This is a genomic window from Streptomyces sp. PTL18, assembly GCF_059510295.1.
Genome location: NZ_JCAJZO010000001.1, coordinates 854,364 through 873,410 on the forward strand (window position 1 = coordinate 854,364; position 19,047 = coordinate 873,410).

Annotated in this window: 15 protein-coding genes and 1 pseudogene; 13 read left to right on the forward strand and 3 right to left on the reverse strand. The window is 71.8% G+C overall.

Translation table 11 applies throughout. The features are described from left to right. Nucleotides 1-141: 141 nt before the first annotated feature. Nucleotides 142-2,373, reverse strand: coding sequence for an alpha-L-fucosidase (locus tag AC5WS8_RS03985; RefSeq protein ID WP_496101825.1), 2,232 nt, complete (start codon nt 2,371-2,373; stop codon nt 142-144). Between the two features lie 457 nt (nt 2,374-2,830). On the opposite strand from AC5WS8_RS03985, the gene AC5WS8_RS03990 reads away from it, so the two are divergent. The 13 genes and pseudogenes from AC5WS8_RS03990 to AC5WS8_RS04050 form a co-directional block, all read left to right on the forward strand. Next, nucleotides 2,831-3,895, forward strand: coding sequence for a sugar ABC transporter substrate-binding protein (locus tag AC5WS8_RS03990; RefSeq protein ID WP_496101826.1), 1,065 nt, complete (start codon nt 2,831-2,833; stop codon nt 3,893-3,895). Between the two features lie 46 nt (nt 3,896-3,941). Next, nucleotides 3,942-5,504: a sugar ABC transporter ATP-binding protein gene (locus AC5WS8_RS03995; protein ID WP_496101827.1), complete on the forward strand. Its 1,563-nt coding sequence runs from the start codon at nt 3,942-3,944 to the stop codon at nt 5,502-5,504. Next, nucleotides 5,497-6,540: an ABC transporter permease gene (locus AC5WS8_RS04000; protein ID WP_496101828.1), complete on the forward strand. Its 1,044-nt coding sequence runs from the start codon at nt 5,497-5,499 to the stop codon at nt 6,538-6,540. The genes AC5WS8_RS03995 and AC5WS8_RS04000 overlap by 8 nt, the downstream gene beginning before the upstream one ends. A 92-nt stretch (nt 6,541-6,632) precedes the next feature. After that, nucleotides 6,633-7,958 carry an L-fuconate dehydratase gene (locus AC5WS8_RS04005; protein WP_496101829.1) on the forward strand — a complete coding sequence of 442 codons (1,326 nt, stop codon included), beginning with the start codon at nt 6,633-6,635 and terminating at the stop codon, nt 7,956-7,958. Next, the gene (locus tag AC5WS8_RS04010) at nt 7,951-8,853 is read left to right on the forward strand and encodes an amidohydrolase family protein (protein WP_496101830.1); all 903 of its coding nucleotides are present in this window, start codon (nt 7,951-7,953) and stop codon (nt 8,851-8,853) included. The genes AC5WS8_RS04005 and AC5WS8_RS04010 overlap by 8 nt, the downstream gene beginning before the upstream one ends. Next, on the forward strand, nt 8,844-9,281 hold the full coding sequence (locus tag AC5WS8_RS04015; RefSeq protein ID WP_496101831.1) for an RbsD/FucU family protein: 438 nt from the start codon (nt 8,844-8,846) through the stop codon (nt 9,279-9,281). Before AC5WS8_RS04010 ends, AC5WS8_RS04015 begins: the two co-directional genes overlap by 10 nt. Then, on the forward strand, nt 9,278-10,315 hold the full coding sequence (locus AC5WS8_RS04020; protein WP_496101832.1) for a zinc-dependent alcohol dehydrogenase: 1,038 nt from the start codon (nt 9,278-9,280) through the stop codon (nt 10,313-10,315). Before AC5WS8_RS04015 ends, AC5WS8_RS04020 begins: the two co-directional genes overlap by 4 nt. Nucleotide 10,316: 1 nt before the next feature. Beyond that, complete coding sequence (locus AC5WS8_RS04025; protein WP_496101833.1) at nt 10,317-11,078, forward strand: SDR family oxidoreductase; 762 nt, start codon at nt 10,317-10,319, stop codon at nt 11,076-11,078. Beyond that, nucleotides 11,075-11,704 carry a bifunctional 4-hydroxy-2-oxoglutarate aldolase/2-dehydro-3-deoxy-phosphogluconate aldolase gene (locus AC5WS8_RS04030; RefSeq protein WP_496101834.1) on the forward strand — a complete coding sequence of 210 codons (630 nt, stop codon included), beginning with the start codon at nt 11,075-11,077 and terminating at the stop codon, nt 11,702-11,704. Before AC5WS8_RS04025 ends, AC5WS8_RS04030 begins: the two co-directional genes overlap by 4 nt. Then, nucleotides 11,701-12,831, forward strand: coding sequence for a PfkB family carbohydrate kinase (locus tag AC5WS8_RS04035; RefSeq protein ID WP_496101835.1), 1,131 nt, complete (start codon nt 11,701-11,703; stop codon nt 12,829-12,831). Before AC5WS8_RS04030 ends, AC5WS8_RS04035 begins: the two co-directional genes overlap by 4 nt. A 42-nt stretch (nt 12,832-12,873) precedes the next feature. Continuing rightward, nucleotides 12,874-13,920, forward strand: a complete 1,047-nt coding sequence (locus tag AC5WS8_RS04040) for an aldo/keto reductase (RefSeq protein WP_496101836.1) — start codon at nt 12,874-12,876, stop codon at nt 13,918-13,920. Further along, nucleotides 13,895-14,593 carry a FadR/GntR family transcriptional regulator gene (locus AC5WS8_RS04045; protein ID WP_496101837.1) on the forward strand — a complete coding sequence of 233 codons (699 nt, stop codon included), beginning with the start codon at nt 13,895-13,897 and terminating at the stop codon, nt 14,591-14,593. Before AC5WS8_RS04040 ends, AC5WS8_RS04045 begins: the two co-directional genes overlap by 26 nt. A 462-nt stretch (nt 14,594-15,055) precedes the next feature. Beyond that, a pseudogene (locus AC5WS8_RS04050) lies at nt 15,056-15,301 on the forward strand (response regulator transcription factor); the annotation flags it as partial. On the opposite strand, the gene AC5WS8_RS04055 reads toward AC5WS8_RS04050, so the two are convergent. Next, nucleotides 15,227-17,197, reverse strand: a complete 1,971-nt coding sequence (locus tag AC5WS8_RS04055; protein ID WP_496101838.1) for an ABC transporter ATP-binding protein — start codon at nt 17,195-17,197, stop codon at nt 15,227-15,229. The pseudogene AC5WS8_RS04050 and the gene AC5WS8_RS04055 sit on opposite strands and share 75 nt — an antisense overlap. Next, nucleotides 17,194-19,020 carry an ABC transporter ATP-binding protein gene (locus AC5WS8_RS04060; RefSeq protein ID WP_496101949.1) on the reverse strand — a complete coding sequence of 609 codons (1,827 nt, stop codon included), beginning with the start codon at nt 19,018-19,020 and terminating at the stop codon, nt 17,194-17,196. Before AC5WS8_RS04060 ends, AC5WS8_RS04055 begins: the two co-directional genes overlap by 4 nt. Between the last annotated feature and the right edge of the window lie 27 nt (nt 19,021-19,047).

Consider the following 19,047-nt stretch of genomic DNA (forward strand, 5'->3'; position numbering starts at 1 on the left):
GCAACCAAGACCGCGCGGTGGCCTCCTGGACCACCGGCTCCGCTGCTGCAAGCGGCCGTTGGGCTTCACCCGGCAGATCATCAGGCCGCGCCCCGGCCGAGTCCGCGGTGGGCAGGTCGGGGCGCGGCTGCTTTCACGGGGTCACAGGGCCGTGAAGGTCCACAGCAGGTTGGTGCTGCTGCCGTACGCCCACTGCTTGGTGACCGAGCCCGAGGCGACGTTGCCGCCGCCGTCGAGGACCAGGCCGGTGGTGCGGTTGGCGATCGTGTACCGGCCGTCTCCCCGGTGGGTGATCGTCCACTGCTGGTTCGTGCCGCTGTTCCACGGCGCCTGCCTGGCCGCTGAACCGTTGCCGGTGTCCCCCCAACCGTCGGCGACCATGCCGTTGGTGCGGTTGACCAGCTTGTAGTAGCCGCCACCGACCTCGACCGCCTGCCACTGGAGGTTGGGACTGCCGTCCCAGGTCCACTGCTTGAGGTTGGACCCGGAGGCCACGTTGCCGCCGCTGTCCAGAGCGAGGCCGTCGGTGACGTTGGTGATCCGGAAGTGCGTCGACGGATTGAGCTGCACCTTCAGCGAGGTGATCTGGTCGTTGTTGCCGGTGACCCTGAGATCGGGGTTGTCGGCGGTGAAGGTCCACGAGGTGCCGGTGAAGTTGTCCCCCGAGTAGCCGATCACCTGGAAGCCCGGAGCCAGGCGCACGGACGAGAGGGTGAGCGGGGCGAGTCCGGCCGACCTCAGCTGGTCGGCGGCGTAGTCGCCGGCGGGGAGCACGGCGGTCGTACCCGAGTAGGTGACGTCCCCGAAGACCACGGCGCCGGAGAGGGGCCGCAGACTGGGGATCTGCCCCGAGAAGGCGAGCTTCAGGACGTAGGCGTCGGCGCTGAACGGCGCCGAAGACGGCAGGGTCACCTTCAGCCCGGAGGCGTCCTGCGTGGGCGTGGCGAGACCTGTGTAGCTGCCGGCCGTCGAGTCGAGCAGCTTGACCGACGTCAGCGAGGAGAGGTCGATCCGGTCGGAGCTGAGGGACTTGATGGTCAGTGAACTGCCGGGCCACCCGAGGACGGTGGCGTACAGGACCGTGCTGGTCTTGTTCCGGGTGAAGCGGATGTCCTGCGCGGTGCCGGCCGTCGGGTTGGTGAAGGAGCCGCCGCCCATCTTCGTCGGGCCTTCCCCGTACGCCGTCCAGGGCCGGGTCGAGTAGACCGACTCGCCGAAGCGCTTCAGGTAGTCGCCGATGCCGAGCAGGATGTCCTTCTGTCCCTGCGGGATCGTGCCGTCCGCCATCGGCGCGATGTTCAGCAGCATGTTGCCGTTCTTGCTCACGCGGTCGATGAGCGAGTGCACCATCTGCTGGGTGCTGTAGTAGCCGATGCCCTGCGTGTAGCACCAGCTGGAGCTGGAGATGCTGTCGTCGGTGAGCCAGTACGGCGCGGTCAGGTCGGCCGGGCCGCCGCGCTCGTAGTCGAAGACCTCGCCCTTGTTGTCGAAACCGTCCTTGTAGGTGGCGACGACCTCACGGCCCCAGGCGTTGGCCTGGTTGTAGTAGTACGACAGGAAGTTCAGGCGCTGCGTCTCGTCGACCGCGCTCAGATCGAAGTCCTGCCAGAGGATGTCCGGCTGGGCGAGGTCGACGACCTCCTTCAGCTTGTCGTACCAGAGCTGGTTCTCCTGCGTCCTGCCCAACTGCCCGTAGAGCTTCTGCAGGCTGGGGTCCGACTGCGCGGGGACGTGGTCGTAGTAGCCGTTGAAGTTGTACGCGTGGTGCATGGCGACCAGCAGCTTGAGCCCCTTGGCCCGGATCGCCGTGGTGAACAGCTGCAGCAGGTTGAGCTTCGGGCCCTTGGCGACCGAGTTCCACTCGTTGACCTGGCTGTTCCACATGGAGAAGCCGTCGTGGTGTTCGGCGACCGGTCCGGCGAACCTCGCTCCCGCGTCGACGAACAGCTGCGCCCATGCGTCGGGGTCGAAGTTGCCGCCCGCCGACTTGAGCTTCGGTGCGAACTGCACGGTGTTCCCGGCGAGGTCCTTCGCCCCGTTGATGAAGTTGTGGTACGGCCACACGGACGGGTCGCCGTAGGTCGCGACGTGGTGCTGGTTGGCCGCGCTGCCGGCGATGTACATGTTGCGCGGGTACCACTCGCTGTCGTATGCGGGAACGCTGAAGACGCCCCAGTGGAAGTAGATGCCGAACTTGGCGTCCTGGAACCACTCGGGGGCGGGCGGGTGCTGGTCGACCGAGGTCCACGCCGGTGTGTAGGTGCTCGGTGCGGCCTCTGCGACGCCGGCCCCGAGGCCGCCGCCGGCGACGGCTGCTGCGGCCACGCAGGTGGCGGCGGTCAGGAACTGGCGTCTGTTGAACGAGCTCGTCATGGGGACATCCCTGGACTGGGGGACAGAGGGAAGACAAGACGCCCACGGCTCTGGAGTGCCGGACGTTACGCACGAAGTTCGACGATGTGACGCACTGGTGTCAACGGGTGTGCAGGGATGAATGAACTTCCCGACCGGTCACTTCATAACCATGCATACGGTTATGCCCCTTTTCTCGAGAGCAAGACATGGAATGTCTGCGCGACGTACCAGTCCTGCCAGGCCGCCAGGAAAGGCCGTCGGCGCATCACCAGGGCTTCCTATTGATGGGATTGATTTCCCATCGCCCGTCATGTTCGACTTCACGGGTATCGCTTCCAACAGCGATTTGGCGCGAGACCTAGACAGCCCGCACGAGGGGCGCCTATATATACATCCCATCTCTTCGACGTGGCGACACACGGCTGTCGCCCTGCGAACCGTCTCCCGCTTCCGGGACCAGCGCGAGGAAAACACGATGAGACTCAGAACCGCCCTCTGCTCCGCCGCCTCGGCCCTGTCCGCCCTGGCGCTGCTCACCGCCTGCAGCAGCGGCTCCGGCGCCTCGGCGTCGTCGAGCGGCGCGCCGCTGGTCGGCGTCGACTACCCGCGCTCCGACACGGACTTCTGGAACTCGTACATCAAGTACACGCCGAAGTACGCCGGACAGCTCGGCCTGTCGCTCAAGACCACCAACTCGCAGAACGACGTGGCCAAGCTGACCGCCAACGCGCAGACCTTCATCAGCCAGGGCGTCAAGGGCATCGCGATGGCCCCCCAGGACACCGCCGCCATCGCGCCGACCCTGGCGCAGCTGGAGGCGAAGAAGATCCCGGTGGTCACGGTCGACACCCGCCCCGACAGCGGCAACGTGTTCATGGTGGTGCGGGCCGACAACCGGGCGTACGGCGAGAAGGCCTGTCAGTACCTCGGTACCAAGCTGGGCGGCAAGGGCAAGGTCGTGATGCTGGAGGGCGGTCTGGACTCCATCAACGGCCGTGACCGCACCGAGGCGTTCAACGACTGCATGAAGAAGAACTACCCGGGCATCAAGGTGTTCGGCGAGGCCACCAACTGGGACGGCGCCGTCGCCGCACAGAAGCTGCAGACGGACCTGACCGCGAATCCGGACATCAAGGGCGTCTACATGGAGGCCAGCTTCGCCCTCTCCGGCACCCTCCAGGTCCTCAAGCAGAAGGGCCTGCTGGTGGGCCCCAAGGACCCGAAGCACGTCTTCGTCGTCTCCAACGACGGCATCCCCGAGGAGCTCAAGGCCATCGCCGCCGGGCAGATCGACGCCACCGTCTCCCAGCCCGCCGACCTCTACGCCAAGTACGCCCTGTACTACCTGAAGGCCGCGATCGACGGGAAGAAGTTCAAGCCCGGCAGGACCGACCACGACAGCACCATCATCCAGGTCCGCCCCGGCCTGCTCGAGGACCAGCTCTCCGCTCCGCTGGTCACCGCCGACGGCGGCACCTACGGCGGCGCGCCCAGCCTCAAGAGCGACGACACGTCCCTGTGGGGCAACAACCTCGGCTGACAGCGCGTCCCGGAAAGCCAACAGCTAGCGACACAAGGCGGTTGAGATGAGCGACGGGGAGCGAACGGCAAACCCCGTGCCCGCCCCGGCGAACGACGGACGGATCCCGGCGGATCCGCCCGTCGTCGAGGCGACGGGCATTGTCAAACGATTCGGTCCGACGGTGGCCCTGAACGGCGCCCGGATCACCATCAGGTCCGGCGAGACCCACGCCCTGGTCGGCCGCAACGGAGCCGGCAAGTCCACCCTGGTGTCCATCCTCACCGGCCTGCAGACCCCGGACGAGGGAACGGTCACCTTCGGCGGGAGGCCCGCACCGCGGCTCACGGACCGCGACGCCTGGCGGCAGCTCGTGGCCTGCGTCTACCAGAAGTCGACGATCATCCCCGCGCTGACCGTCGGCGAGAACCTCTTCCTGAACCGGCACGATCACGGCCGCAGTCGGCTCATCAGCTGGCAGGGCCTACGCCGCCGCGCACAGGACCTGCTGTCGACCTGGTCCGTGGACGTCGACCCGCAGACCCCCGCCGGCGACCTCGGGGTGGAGCAGCGGCAGTTCGTCGAGATCGCCCGCGCGCTGTCCTTCGGGGCCCGCTTCATCATCCTCGACGAGCCGACCGCCCAGCTCGACGCGGCCGCGATCAACCGGCTCTTCGACCGCATCCGCGGCCTGCAGCGGCAGGGCGTGACCTTCCTGTTCATCAGCCACCACCTGCAGGAGATCTACGAGATCTGCGACACGGTGACGGTGTTCCGGGACGCCCGCCACATCCTGACCGCTCCGGTCGCGCAGCTCCCCCGCACAGAACTCGTCGCCGCCATGACCGGTGAGGCGGCGGCCGACCGGCGCGAAGAACGGGCGAGCACCCTGGACGCCGGCGCCACGGCCGCGCTGAGCGTGCGGGAGCTGAGCGGCGAGACCTACGGCGGCATCACCTTCCGGGTCGGGGCCGGGGAGATCGTCGGGCTCGCGGGGGCCGCGGGCAGCGGACGTACCGAGGTGGCCGAGACCGTCGTGGGACTGCGGACCGCCGACCGCGGCGTGGTCGAGATCGCCGGCCATCGTCCGCGCCCCGGGAGTGTGCCCGCCGCACTCGTCGCCGGCGCCGGATTCGTCCCGCAGGACCGGCACCACCAGGGCTTCGTGCCCGGCATGTCGATAGCGGACAATGCCACCCTCTCCGTGCCGGGCAGGCTCGGCCGGAAGGGGTTCATCAGCGCCCGCCGCCGGGACCGGCTCGCCGCGGGCCTGATCCAGAACCTGGCGATCAAGACCCCCGGCCCCGAACTGCCCGTCTCCTCGCTGTCCGGAGGCAACCAGCAGAAGGTCGTCATGGCCCGCGCCCTCGCCGACGACCCGAGACTGCTGGTCCTGATCAACCCGACCGCGGGCGTGGACGTGCGCTCCAAGGAGTTCCTCCTCGGCAAGGTCCAGGAGACCGCGCAGACCGGCACCGGAGTGCTCATCGCCTCCGACGAGCTCGACGACCTGCGCATGTGCGACCGGGTCCTGGTGATGTTCCAGGGCCGTGTGACCAACGAGATCGCCCGCGGCTGGCACGACCACGAACTCGTGGCCGCGATGGAAGGAGTGGACCTGCATGCCTGAAACCGTCCTCGCGGACACCGCCGCCACCAAGGGCACGGAGCGTCGGGCGAAGCGGACCGCGCTGCTCGGCGGCCGGATACCCCTGGCCCGGCTCCGCGACCTCGCACTCGTCCCCGCCATCGTCGCCATCGCGATCGTCGGCCAGATCGTCAACCCGGTCTTCCTGCAGGCGGACAACCTCATCAACGTCCTGCAGACCATGTCCGAGATGGCGCTGCTGGTCCTCGCCCAGGCGATGATCCTGATCGTCAAGAAGATGGACCTGTCGCTGGAGTCCACCATGGGACTCGCACCCGGCGTCGCGGCCTGGCTGGTGGTGCCTGCCGGGGCGGGCCACGGCCTCGGTCTGCTGCCCGGTGCCTGGGCGATTCCCGTCACGCTCGCCATGGGCCTGCTCGTCGGAGTGGTCAACGCCCTGCTGATCATCCGCTTCGGCCTCAACGGCTTCATCGTCACCCTGGGCATGCTGATCGTGCTGCGAGGCGTCCTCACCGGTATCTCCGGCGGCCAGACCTTCTTCCAGCTGCCGCCGTCGATGCTCTACCTCGGCACCGCGGAATGGTTCGGGATGCCCGCGTCCATCTGGATCTGCCTGGTGCTCTTCGCCGCCGCGATCGTGGTGCTCGGCTGGACCAGCTTCGGGCGCTCGCTGTACGCCGTCGGCGGCAACGTCGACGCCGCGAAGGCGGCCGGCATCCGCACCGACCGGGTGCTGTGGATCGTCATCGTCACCGGCAGCGTGCTCGCCGCCCTCGCCGGACTGCTGCTGTCCGGGCGGCTCGCGTCGGTGGCCTCCGCGCAGGGCAACGGCTACATCTTCACCGTCTTCGCCGCCGCCGTCATCGGCGGGATCAGCCTCAACGGCGGCAAGGGGACCATGTTCGGGGCCTTCAGCGGCATCCTCCTGCTGTTCATGATCCAGAACGTGCTGACCCTCGCGGGCGTCCCCGCGCAGTGGATCGGCGCCCTCAACGGCCTGATCATCCTGGTCGCGCTGACCATCTCGCGCATCACCGGCGGCAAGGTCCAGGAGTGATCCGGCGGCCGTCGCCGCCGCACACCGCTCGCCGCTGCCCGTTCCGTCGCAGGGGGCCTGTGTTCCCACCTGCTCTCACAGGAGTGTCCCTCATGTCCTCTGCCGTGTCCGCAGCCTCCCGTATCACCGCCCTCGACGTCCTGGACGTGCGGTTCCCGACGTCCGAGCACCTGGACGGGTCGGACGCGATGAACCCCGAACCCGACTACTCGGCCGCCTATGTCGTCCTTCGCACCGACGCCGGCGACGGGCTGGAGGGCCACGCCCTGGCCTTCACCACCGGACGCGGCAACGACGTGCAGGCCGCCGCCATCGCGGCCCTCGCACCCCACGTGGTCGGCCGCTCCGTCGACGAGGTCTGCGGCGACCTCGGCGCGTTCTCCCGCTCCCTCGTGCACGATCCCCAACTCCGCTGGCTGGGCCCGGAGAAGGGCGCCATCCACATGGCCACCGGCGCCGTGGTCAACGCCGCCTGGGACCTGGCCGCCAAGCGCGCCGGCAAGCCCGTGTGGCGCTTCCTCGGCGAGATGCAGCCCGAGGAACTGGTCGCCCAGGTCGACTTCCGCTGGCTGAGCGACGCGCTCACTCCCGAGGAGGCCCTGGACGTCCTGCGCCGTGCCGAACCGGGCCGCCAGGAGCGCATCGCCCGCCTGCTGGAGCGCGGCTACCCCGCCTACACCACCACCCCCGGCTGGCTCGGCTACTCCGACGAGAAGCTGGCCCGCCTGGCCCGGAAGGCCGTCGCCGACGGCTTCACGCAGATCAAGCTGAAGGTCGGTGCGTCGCTGGAGGACGACGTGCGACGCATGCGCACCGCCCGCGAGACGGTCGGCGACGGCATCCGCATCGCCGTGGACGCCAACCAGAGATGGGACGTCACTCAGGCCATCGACTGGATGCGCGCCCTGACGCCCTACCGGCCGTACTGGATCGAGGAACCCACCTCCCCGGACGACATCCTCGGCCACGCCGCGGTCCGCGAGGCCGTCAGCCCCATCAAGGTCGCCACCGGCGAGCACGTCGCCAACCGGGTCGTCTTCAAGCAGCTTCTCCAGGCCGGCGCGGTGGACATCGTGCAGATCGACTCGGCACGGGTCGGCGGCGTCAACGAGAACATCGCGATCCTGCTGCTGGCCGCCAAGTTCGGTGTGCCGGTCTGCCCGCACGCCGGCGGCGTCGGTCTGTGCGAGATGGTGCAGCACCTGTCGATGTTCGACTACGTCGCCGTCTCCGGCACCGTTGAGGACCGGGTCATCGAGTACGTCGACCATCTCCACGAGCACTTCGTCGACCCGGTGCGCATCGCCGACGGCCACTACCTGGCGCCGGAGCTGCCCGGGCTGAGCGCGCAGATGCACCCGGAGTCCCTCAAGGAGTACACCTACCCCGACGGCCCCGTCTGGACCGCCCGTGTCTGACGCCCACGCCCTCGTCGACGCCCACCACCACGTGTGGAACCTGAACCTCCGGCCGCAGCCCTGGCTGGACGAACCCGGACACGAGCCGCTCCGCCGCAACTTCAGCTCACACGCCCTGCGCTCGGCCGCGACCCGGTCGATCGCCGGACGGCGGCTGACGAGCACGGTGGTCGTCCAGTGCATCACCTCCGTCCCCGAGACACGCGACCTGCTCGCCCTGGCCGACAGCGACCCGCTGGTCGGCGCCGTCGTCGGCTGGGCGGACCTGACGTCCCCCGCGATCGGCGACGTACTCGACGACCTGCGGACCGGGTCCGCGGGCCGGTACCTGCGGGCCGTACGGCACATCGTGCAGGGCGAGTCCGACCCGTACTGGCTCGGGCGGCCGGACGTCGAGCGGGGACTGCGAGCGGTCGCGGAGCGCGGACTCGGATACGACGTGCTGATCCGCAGCCACCAGTTCCCGCAGGCGATCCGTCTCGCCGAAAGACTCCCGGAGCTGCCTCTCGTCCTGGACCACGCGGGCAAACCGCCTCTCCTGCGGCGCGAACTGACCGACTGGACACAGCAGGTGCGGACACTGGCCCGGCATCCCCACGTCCGCTGCAAGGTGTCGGGCCTGGTCACGGAGGCCGACCACGAGAGGTGGACCGTCGAAGACATCCGCCCGGCGTGGGAGGTCCTCCTCTCCGCCTTCGGCCCCGACCGGCTGATGTTCGGCTCCGACTGGCCGGTCTGCGTCCTCGCCGGTGGCTGGAACCGCTGGGCCGCCACCGTCGAGGAACTCCTGAGCGGCTGCTCGGGCGCCGAGATCCACGCGATCCTCGCCGGTACCGCGACGACCTTCTACCGCCTGACGCCCGCCCCGATGAAGGAGGAGACGACGTGCTTCTGACGGAACTGCTGCACCCCGGAATCCTCGAAGCCCTGGCCGGAGCCGGCCACGGCGCCCGCGTGCTGCTCGCCGACGGCCACTACCCCGCCGGTACGGCCACCGGCGAGCGGGCCAGAACCGTCCACCTCAACCTCAGACCGGGCCTGCTGGACGTCACCACCGTGCTCGACACCCTCCTGCGGACCATCCCCGTGGAGTCGGCCCAGGTGATGGTGCCGCCCACGGGCGAACCGGAGCCGCCGGCCATCGCCGAGTACCGCGCCCGGCTGGCGCCCGCACCGGTCCAGACGCTGGACCGGTTCGCGTTCTACGACGCCGCACGCTCCCCCGACCTGGCGCTGGCGATCGTCACCGCCGACATCCGTACGTACGCCAACCTGCTGCTGACCATCGGCGTCCGCGCTGAAGGGACCCTGACCCCACGATGACACTCGCAGTCCGCTACACGGCAGCCCGCACCCTGGACACGGCGCCCGCCGAAACCCGCGCCCCCGGCCCCGGCGAGGTGGAACTGGCCCCCGCCTATGTCGGGATCTGCGGCACCGACCTGCACATCTTCCACGGCGACATGGACGCCCGGGTCGCCGCGCCCGCCGTCCTCGGGCACGAGATGTCCGGCCGCGTCGTACGCGTGGGGCCGGACGTGGCGGGCTGGCAGCCCGGTGACGCGGTGACGGTGATGCCGCTGCGCTGGGACGGCACCTGCCCGGCGTGCGCCTCCGGTCACCGGCACGTCTGCCAGAACCTCGACTTCATCGGCATCGACTCGCCGGGCGCGATGCAGCAGCGCTGGACGGTGCCCGCTTCCACGCTCGTACGCCTGCCGGATTCCGTCTCGCTGGACCGGGCCGCCCTCGTCGAACCCACCGCCGTCGCCGTTCACGACGTCGGCCGGGCCCAGGTGCGGGAGGGTGAGCGGGTCGTGGTGGTCGGCGGCGGACCGGTCGGGGTGCTCATCGCGCTGGTGGCTCGGGCCGCGGGTGCGGAGGTCCGCGTGGTGGAGCTGAGCACCCACCGGCGGGTGCTGGCCGAGGAGTTGGGCCTGACCGTCTGGGACCCGGGTGCCGACGACGTGCCCGACCTGGTACGGCGGTGGACCGGTGACGCGGGCGCCGACGTCGCCTTCGAGGTCTCCGGCGCGGCGGGCGGAGTCGAGACCGCCGTGGAGGTGCTGGGCGTGCGCGGCCGTCTGTGCCTGGTGGCCATCCACCCCCGGCCCCGCGAGGTGAACCTGCACCGCTTCTTCTGGCGCGAACTCACCCTCGTCGGCGCCCGGTTGTACGACCGCTCCGACTTCGAGCGGGCGGTGTCCCTGGTGGCGGACGGCACGATTCCCGCCGAGCGGCTGATCAGCAAGGTCGTGTCCCTCACCGAGGCGCCCGCGGCCTTCGAGGCGCTGGAGGCCGGCGGGGGCGTGATGAAGATCCTGGTGGACTGCGGCAACGGCACGACGGGAGCCTGAGATGCCTCTTTTCGACCTGACCGGCCGGCTCGCCGTCGTCACCGGCGCCCGGCGCGGCATCGGCCGAGCCGTGGCCCGTGCGCTGGCCGAGGCCGGCGCGGACGTCATCGGCGTCAGCGCCTCACTGGAGGAGTCCGGCAGCGCGGTGGAGAAGGACGTCGTCGCCGCGGGGCGCACCTTCGAGGCGATCCGGACCGACTTCGCCGATCCCGACGCCGTACGGGCCCTGGGCGCGGACCTCGCGGGCCGCCGGCGGCCGGTGGACATCCTGGTCAACAACGCGGGCACGATCCGCCGGTCTCCTGCGGCCGAACACTCGGACGCGGACTGGGAGTTGGTCCTCCAGGTCAACCTCAACGCCCAGTTCGCACTCAGCCGGGCGGTCGGCGCGGCGATGGTGGCCCGCGGCCGGGGGAAGATCATCTTCACGGCGTCGCTGCTCAGTTTCCAGGGCGGCATCACCGTGCCCGGCTACACCGCCGCCAAACACGGCATCGCCGGACTGACCAAGGCGCTGGCCAACGAGTGGGCCCCGCACGGCGTCAACGTCAACGCCATCGCACCGGGCTACATCGCCACCGACAACACCCAGGCCCTGCGGGACGATCCGGTGCGCGGCAAGGCGATCCTGGACCGCATCCCCGCCGGGCGCTGGGGCACCGCCGACGACCTCGCGGGCGCCGGCGTTTTCCTGGCCTCCGACGCCGCCGCCTACGTCCACGGCACCGTCCTGCCCGTCGACGGCGGATGGCTGGGCCGATGACCGCGTCTCTCACCTCCGTGCTGGCCGGCACCCGGATCCTGCCGGTGCTCACGGTTCCGTCCGTCGCCAACGCCGGCCCGCTCGCCGACGCACTCACGGCGGGCGGAGCCCGGTGCGCCGAGGTCACCTTCCGCACCCCGGACGCCGAGCAGGTGGTGAAGGCGATGGCGGCTCACGGCGGGCTGGCGGTCGGCGCGGGCACCGTGCTCACCTCCGAGCAGGCCGAGCGGGCCGTTTCGGCCGGGGCCCGCTTCGTGGTCTCCCCCGGTTACGACGCCGAGGTCGTCGCCGCGTGCGTGGAGCTCGACGTGCCCGTCGTACCGGGCGTCGCCACCGCCACGGAGCTGATGCGCGCCCTGCGCGCGGGCCTCGACACGGTCAAGCTGTTCCCCGCCGAGCCTCTCGGCGGCGCGGGCGTCCTCAGGGCGCTCGCCGCTCCCTTTCCCCAGGCACGCTTCCTGCCGACCGGAGGCATCGGCCCCGGACACCTGCCCGCCTACCTGTCCCACCCGTCGGTCCTCGCCGTCGGCGGCAGCTGGATGGCGACCACCGGCCATCTGGAGCGCGGCGACTACGAGGGGGTCCGGCGACTGACCGCCGAGGCCGTCGAGAGGAGTTCGAGATGAGCGTCCCCGAGGTTGTCGCCCTCGGCGAGGTGATGCTCCGCCTCGACCCCGGCGAGGGCCGCGTCCGCACCGCCCGCACCTTCCAGGTCTGGGAGGGCGGCGGCGAGTACAACGTCGTGCGCGGGCTGCGCCGCTGCTTCGGTCTGCGCACGGCCGTCGTGACCGCCCTGGTCGACAACGCGGTGGGCAGGCTCGCCGAGGACCTGGTCCTCCAGGGCGGAGTCGACACCTCCCTGATCCGCTGGGTGCCCGACGACGGTATCGGCCGCACCGCCCGCAACGGGCTGAACTTCGTGGAACGGGGCTTCGGCATCCGGGGCGCGCTCGGCGTCAGCGACCGCGCGAACACGGCCGTGTCCCAGCTGCGCAAGGGGGACATCGACTGGGAGGCGCTGTTCGCCGGGGGCCCGCGCTGGTTCCACACAGGCGGCGTCTTCGCCGGCCTGTCGGACACCACGGTGGACGTGGCGGACGAGGCGATGGCCGCGGCGCGCCGGCACGGCGTCACCGTTTCCTACGATCCCAACTACCGTCCGAGCCTCTGGGCCGACCGGGGTGGCGCCGCACGGGCCCGGGAGGTGGACCTGCGGCTCGCCCGGCACGCCGACGTGGTGGTGGGTGCCCTCGGCCTCGCCGGACCGCACCCGGGAACGCGGCACGTCCACGCGGACGAGGTGCCGGACGCGCTCGCCGAGGTGGCCGGTCTGCTGCCCGGGGTGGCGGTACTGGCCACGACGCTCCGCGGCGTGCCCTCGGCAGGTGTGAACGACTGGTCCTCGGCGGCCTGGTCACCGGCGACCGGCTTCGTCGCGGGCCCCGACATGCCCGGCCTGCACGTCCTGGACCGCATCGGCTCCGGCGACGCCTTCGCGGCCGGACTGATCCACGGGCTGCTGACGTCCGCCCCCCGCTCCGAGGAGGAGTCCACGGCCGTTTCGGCATGGCTCCGGCGCACCGCCTCCGAGCCGACCGGTGGCCCGCTCACCGCCGCCTGTCTGAAGCGGGCCCTCGCCTACGGCACGGCGCACGGCGCGCTCGTCATGACCACGCCCGGCGATGTCTCCATGGCCTCGCTCACCGAGGTCGAAGCGCTCGTGGCGAGAGGCTCGGCCGCCGTCAGACGCTGATCGGTGCCCCCTGCCCCGCCCGTAGCACCCGAGGAGCATGCTGTGCGAACCCGGAAGATCACGAACACCACCGTCGACGTCACCGAGCTGGGCTTCGGGGCCTCCGTCATCGGCAACCTCTACCGGGTGACGCCGGTCCGGGACGCGACCGCCGCGGTGGAGGCGGCCTGGGACAGCGGCATCCGGTACTTCGACACCGCGCCGCACTACGGGCTCGGCCTGTCCGAGCGGCGCCTGGGGGCGGCCCTGCGCGGTCGTCCACGCGAGCAGTACGTCGTCTCGTCCAAGGTGGGCCGGCTGCTCGTGCCCAACGAGCGGCCGCGGGGCGTCGACAGCGCGGGATTCGTCGTCCCGGACGACCTGCGCCGCCAGTGGGACTTCAGCCGGGACGGCGTGCTCCGCTCCCTCGACGCCACCTTGGAGCGCACAGGTCTCGGCCGTCTCGACGTCGTGTACGTGCACGATCCCGACGACCACTGGCGGCAGGCCGCCGAGGAGGCCCTGCCCGCCCTCGCGGACCTGCGCGACCAGGGGGTGATCGGCGCGATCGGCGCCGGTATGAACCAGTCGGCCATGCTCGCCCGCTTCCTGCGGGAGACCGCGGCCGACGTGGTGATGCTGGCCGGACGTTACACGCTCCTCGACCAGTCGGCGCTGGACGACGTGCTGCCCGCCGCGCGGGAACACGGCAAGAGCGTGATCGCGGTCGGCGTGTTCAACTCGGGGCTGCTCTCCCGGGGGCGTCCGACGCCGGGCATGAAGTACGACTACAAGGACGCCCCGCCGGACGTGGTCGCCCGTGCCCTGGCCATCGCCGAGGTCTGCGAACGTCACGGCACCACCCTGCCCGCCGCCGCGATCGCTTTCCCCTTCAGCCATCCCAGTATCATCAACGTCACTCTGGGAATGAGGGATCAGAAGCAGGTCAGGCGCAACGTGGAACTCCACCGTCGGCACGTGCCGGACGCTCTCTGGGACGACCTTCGCACCCAGGGCCTGATCAGGCCGGACGTACCCCCGCGGAACGGCGCGGAGAACACTCCGGAGACGGAAGGGGTGCGCGTTGTCTCTGACGGACAGGGCCATTGAGCAGATCCGCGAGCTCATCCGCACCGGGGCGCTGCCCCCGGGCTCGAAGCTGCCGCCGGAGCCGGAGCTGGCGGCCCAGCTGGGCCTGTCCCGCAACCTGGCCCGCGAAGCGGTCAAGGCACTCGCGGTCGCCCGTGTGCTCGAAGTCCGAAGGGGCGACGGCACCTATGTGACCAGCCTCCAGCCGAGCCTGCTGTTCGAGGGCCTCGGAGGCGCGGTGGAACTGCTGCAGAGCGACTCGGCGGCACTGCTGGACCTGATGGAGGTTCGCCGGCTCCTCGAACCGGTCGCCACCGCTCTCGCCGCCACCCGGATCTCCGACGACCAACTGGCAGAGGTGAAGCGGCACCTGGACACGATGCGAGAGGCCCGCGACGACGTCGAGCAGCTGAACGCGCACGACGCGGCGTTCCACCGCGCCGTGGTCTCGGCCACGGGCAACGAGACGCTGCTCACCCTGCTGGAGGGCATCTCGGGCCGTACCCTGCGCGCCCGCATCTGGCGCGGTCTGGTCGACGACCAGGCCGCGGGGAGGACCCTCGCGGAACACGAGGCGATCTTCGACGCCCTGTGCACCCGTGACGCCGCCCTCAGCCAGGCCGCCGCACTGATGCACGTCAGCCACACCGAGCAGTGGCTGAGGGAACACCTTCGCAGCGCCGCACCGTCGTGAGCGAAAGCCGACCCACCTTTCCCAGGTCTGCCGTCGTCTCACACGGCGGGCGCCCCCTTGAGAGTTGCTTGGCTGGTTTCCACCCCCATGCCCGGTTACCCACCGGGTACGGGTGATCGTGTTTCGTGACGACACCCGTAGGACGGGGCTACTTGGGGAGGGCTTGTGATCGGAGTGCTTCTGGTCCATGAGAACAGGCTGCTGCGGTCGGCGCTCGCGGCGCTGTTAGGGCAGGACAGTGGGTTGGAAGTCGCCACGTCCGGCTGGGGGGACGCGGTGTCGGAGGCCCGCTCACTGGGGCCGCAGGTGTGTGTGGTGGACGTGGACACGTCCGCCGCTCCGGGGGCCGCCTACGGTCCGGAGTCGGCCGAGCTGGCCGGCCTGGCCTCGCTGTCCGACGGCTCGGGCGGTCCTGGCCTGCTGGTGCTCGCCACGCCCGGCAGACCGGGCCTGCTGCGCAGGATGTGGCGGGCTCGCCCGCTGGGCTTCGTCAACAAGGACGCCGCGCCGGACGCGCTGCTGAGGGCCATCCGCCGGGTCGCCAAGGGGGAACGTTTCGTCGACAGCTCGCTCGGTCACGACTTCCTGCGGGCCTCCGAGATACCGCTCACGCCGCGGGAGCTCAGCGTGCTGTCACTGGCCGCCGAGGGGGCGTCCATCTCGGAGATCGCCCGCAGTCTGCACCTGTGCAACGGCACGGTGCGCAACTACATGGCCTCCATCACCCGCAAGACCGGGGGCCGCAACCGGGTCGACGCGATCCGCATCTCCCACGGCGCCGGGTGGCTGTGAACCGTCGTCCCAGGCGCCGACCAGGTCCCGGTAGAGGGCTGAACGACGCAGCAGTTCCTCGTGGGTGCCGCCGACCACCTCAGCGCCGTCCAGCACCAGCACCCGGCCTGCCCGGCGCGCGGAGCTGATGCGGTGCGCGATCACCACCAGGGTGCCGCCCCTCCCGGCGGCGAAGGCGCGCTCGACGCGCGCCTCAGCCGCCGGGTCCAGATGACAGGTCGCCTCGTCCAGCAGCGCGACCGGCGCGGGGCTGAGCCAGGCGCGGGCGAGGGCGATCAGCTGCCGCTCCCCGGCGGACAGCGCCGCCGGATCCAGCTCGGTGTCCCAGCCGCCCAGCCGGGCCACCAGTTCACCGAGGCCCAACGCGCCGGCTGCCGCGCGGAGTTCGCTGTCGCCGACGGGCGCGGCGCACGGGCGCAGATAGCCGAGGTTGTCACGCAGTGTCCCGGTGAAGACGTAGGCCTCCTGGGGGATGAGCACCCGCAGTGCGGCCTGCCGGGTCGGTTCGCTCCCGGGCACCGCCACACCGTGCACCCGCACCTGCCCGGCGTGCGGCGCGAGTGTCCCGGCCACCAGCCCGGCGAGCGTGGACTTGCCGACCCCGCTGGGCCCCACGACGGCCAGCCACTCGCCGGGCGCCACGGCCAGGTCGAGGCCGTCCACCACGGGCCGGGCGCCCGCGCCGTAGGCGAACCTCACCCCCCGCAGCTCCACCGCCGGTGCCCGCCCGGCCACCGGCGCCTCCGGCTGCACCTCGGACGGCGGTGGTGCGGGATCGGAGGCTGCGGTCAGGCGGTCGATGACGACGGTCAGCCGGGTGCCCGCCCCGGCGAAGCCGTGCACCAGCGCCTGCAACGCCGGCGAGAGCGACTGCGTCAGGTAGGTCAGCGCGCCGAGCAGGTCACCGGCGGTCACGCCGCGGGCCGACAGCCACGGCGCGGCGACCAGCAGGAGCACCAGGGGCAGCCGGCTGCCGGCGGCCAGGGCGACGATCCGGAGCGTGCCCCACCGCGCGAGCGCCCGAGCGGCCCGGTACTCGGCGGCGATCCGCTCCTCGGCGCGTCGCCCGGCCCGGTCCTCCGCCCCGCAGGCGACCACGTCGCGCAGCCCGGTGGCGGTGGCCTGCAGCTCATCGGCCAGCTTCTCGCCCGCGGCGAGGAACACGCGCTGCCGGGTCGCCATGGGCCGCAGCGACACGGCGAACGCCGCGAGCCCCGCCACCAGCGGCACTCCCACCACCGGCAGCAGGGCAGGCGACAGGGACGCCAGGCCCGCCAGCGCCCCGGCGGCGGTGAACACGAACGACCGGGCCACCATCACCAGTCCGGCGAAGCTCTCCCGGGCGATCTCGACCTGTTGGGTGAGCCGTGCGACGGCGCCGGAGGCCGGCTTGCCGAGGGCACCGTGCACCACCCGTCGTACCAGCGCGTCCCGCAGCGGCTCGGCGAGCGCGGCGACGCCGGCGTAGGAGCGCCCGGTACCGAAGGCGCCGAGCAGGATGCCGACCGCACCCACGGCCAGCCAGCCGAGGCCGGCGCCCGGACGGCCGGCGAGGAAACCCGCGTCCACGGCACGGGCCATCGCATAGCCGCCGATGAAGGTCTGCCCGGTCTCCAGAAGCGACCACAACGCCAGCGCCACCAGTACTGCGGCCCGCCGTCGCAGGAACCGCAGCCCCTGCCGCACCAGCAGGTGGCGGGGGCTCCCCGGTCCGGTGAGGCGCCGCTCCGCTGCGGGGGGCACCGTGCGGGCGGCCCGCCCGGCGGCCAGACGCCCTCCGGGACCCGACCGGAAGCGGGCACGCGGCTTCATCCGTCCCCCTCCGCGAAGGCCGCCCGGTACTCCGGCAGCCGCCACAGCTCGCGGTGCGGCGCGAGCGCCCTGATGCGGCCGCCGTCGAGCCAGGCGACCGTGTCGGCGCGGGCGGCGGTGGCCGCGCGGTGTGCGATGACCAGGCGGGTGCGGCCGCCGGTGTGGTGCATCAGGGCGTCGGTGACGTGCCGTTCGGTGACGGTGTCGAGGCTGGAGGTGGCGTCGTCCAGGATGAGCAACCTGCCGGCGTGGGCGAAGGCGCGCGCCAGGCCGAGGCGTTGCGCCTCCCCGCCGGACAGCGGGGCGTCGGCCAGGGGCGTGCGGTAGCCGTCGGGCAGGAGTTTGACGAAGCCGTCCGCACCGGCCGACCGGGCCGCGGCGGTGACGCGGTCCAGGTCCGCTTCGGGGGCGGCGTGACCGATGGCGTCGGCGATCGTCTCTCCGAACAGCGCGGGCCGTTCGAAGGCGTAGCCGATCCCGGCGCGCAGTGCGGACCGGTCGAGTTCGTCCAGCGGCACGCCGTCGAGGAGGACCGCGCCGCGATCAGGATCGGCCAGCCGACCGGCCACCGCGGCGAGCAGGGACTTGCCGGATCCCGAGCGCCCGACCACGGCGAGCGACGTGCCACCGGGCACCACCAGGTCCAGCTCGCTCAGTACCGTTGCACCGCCGCGCGCCACGCTCACACCGCGCAGTTCCAGTCGGCCGGGGCCCGGCGGCAGTCGACGGCTGCCGTAGGCGACGGGGGGCAGCTCGAGCAGGGCGTCGGTGCGGGCGGCCGCGGTCCGGGCCCGGACCAGGGCGTCCAGCCGGCTGACGATCACGCCGATACCGGCGGCGAGCACGGCGTAGCGGGAGGCGGCGAGCAGGTCGCCGACGCTGAGCCGGCCCCCGGCCAGCCGCAGCCCGCCGACTGCGACCACCGCGGCCTGCAGCAGCGGGACGAGCGCGGACGCCTGTGCGGCGGCCCGGCCCTGGATGTGCCAGGTGCGGTGGCCGTGGCGGCTCAGTTCGGGCAGGGCGCGCAGGATGCGGTCGCGCTCGCGGGCCTGTGTTCCGGCGGCGGCGATGGTACGGGCGCCGCCGACGGCCTCCGCGAGCGGTCCGGCGATGGCGGCCTGGGCCTGCTGGTAGCGGGCGACGCACTCGGTGCCGGCCCGGGTGAAGGCGCGCAACAGCGCGATGAGCAGCGGAGCACCGAGCAGGAAGACGCCCATCAGCCAGGGGTCGATCAGGCCCAGGGCGACGATGGCGCCGATCGGAGTGACGAGCGCGGCGAGCAGAGCGGCGACCGAGGTGGGCACGGTGCCGGCGGCTGCCGCGTTGCCGGTGCAGCGGGCCACCACGTCGCCGACGGTGAACCGCTGGGCGGTGGCGGGGCCGGCCGCGAGGACGCGGCGGATCAGCCGGCGGCGCAGCCGGGCGGTGGTGCGGGCGTCGGTGGTGCCGGTCAGCCAGGTCTGCAAGGCGTCACAGAGGGAGACGGCGGCCAGCAGGCACCCGCACAGCAGCGTCCAGCGGGTGGCGGCCGCGCGGTCCTCCTGGGCGAGCAGCAGGTCGAGGGTGCGGCCGAGTGCGGCGGGCAGGATCACTGCGGCAGCCGAGCCGCAGACGGTGACCGCGCACAGTACGGCGGCGGGTGGGAACCCCGAGCGAAGTGGGCCTCCGATCGTCTCGCGGCGAACGGTGCGCGCGATCGCAAGGCGCGGGAAGGGCGTCGTAGCGGAGCCGCCAGGGTCTTTCGGCGACGCGGAGAGCGTGCGTGCCAGGCGTCGCGAGACGGACGCCCGTCTTGTTCGGGGCTCTGAGGCGCTGTGTCGCATGGCGGACTGCCCGCTGGTCCTCGTCAT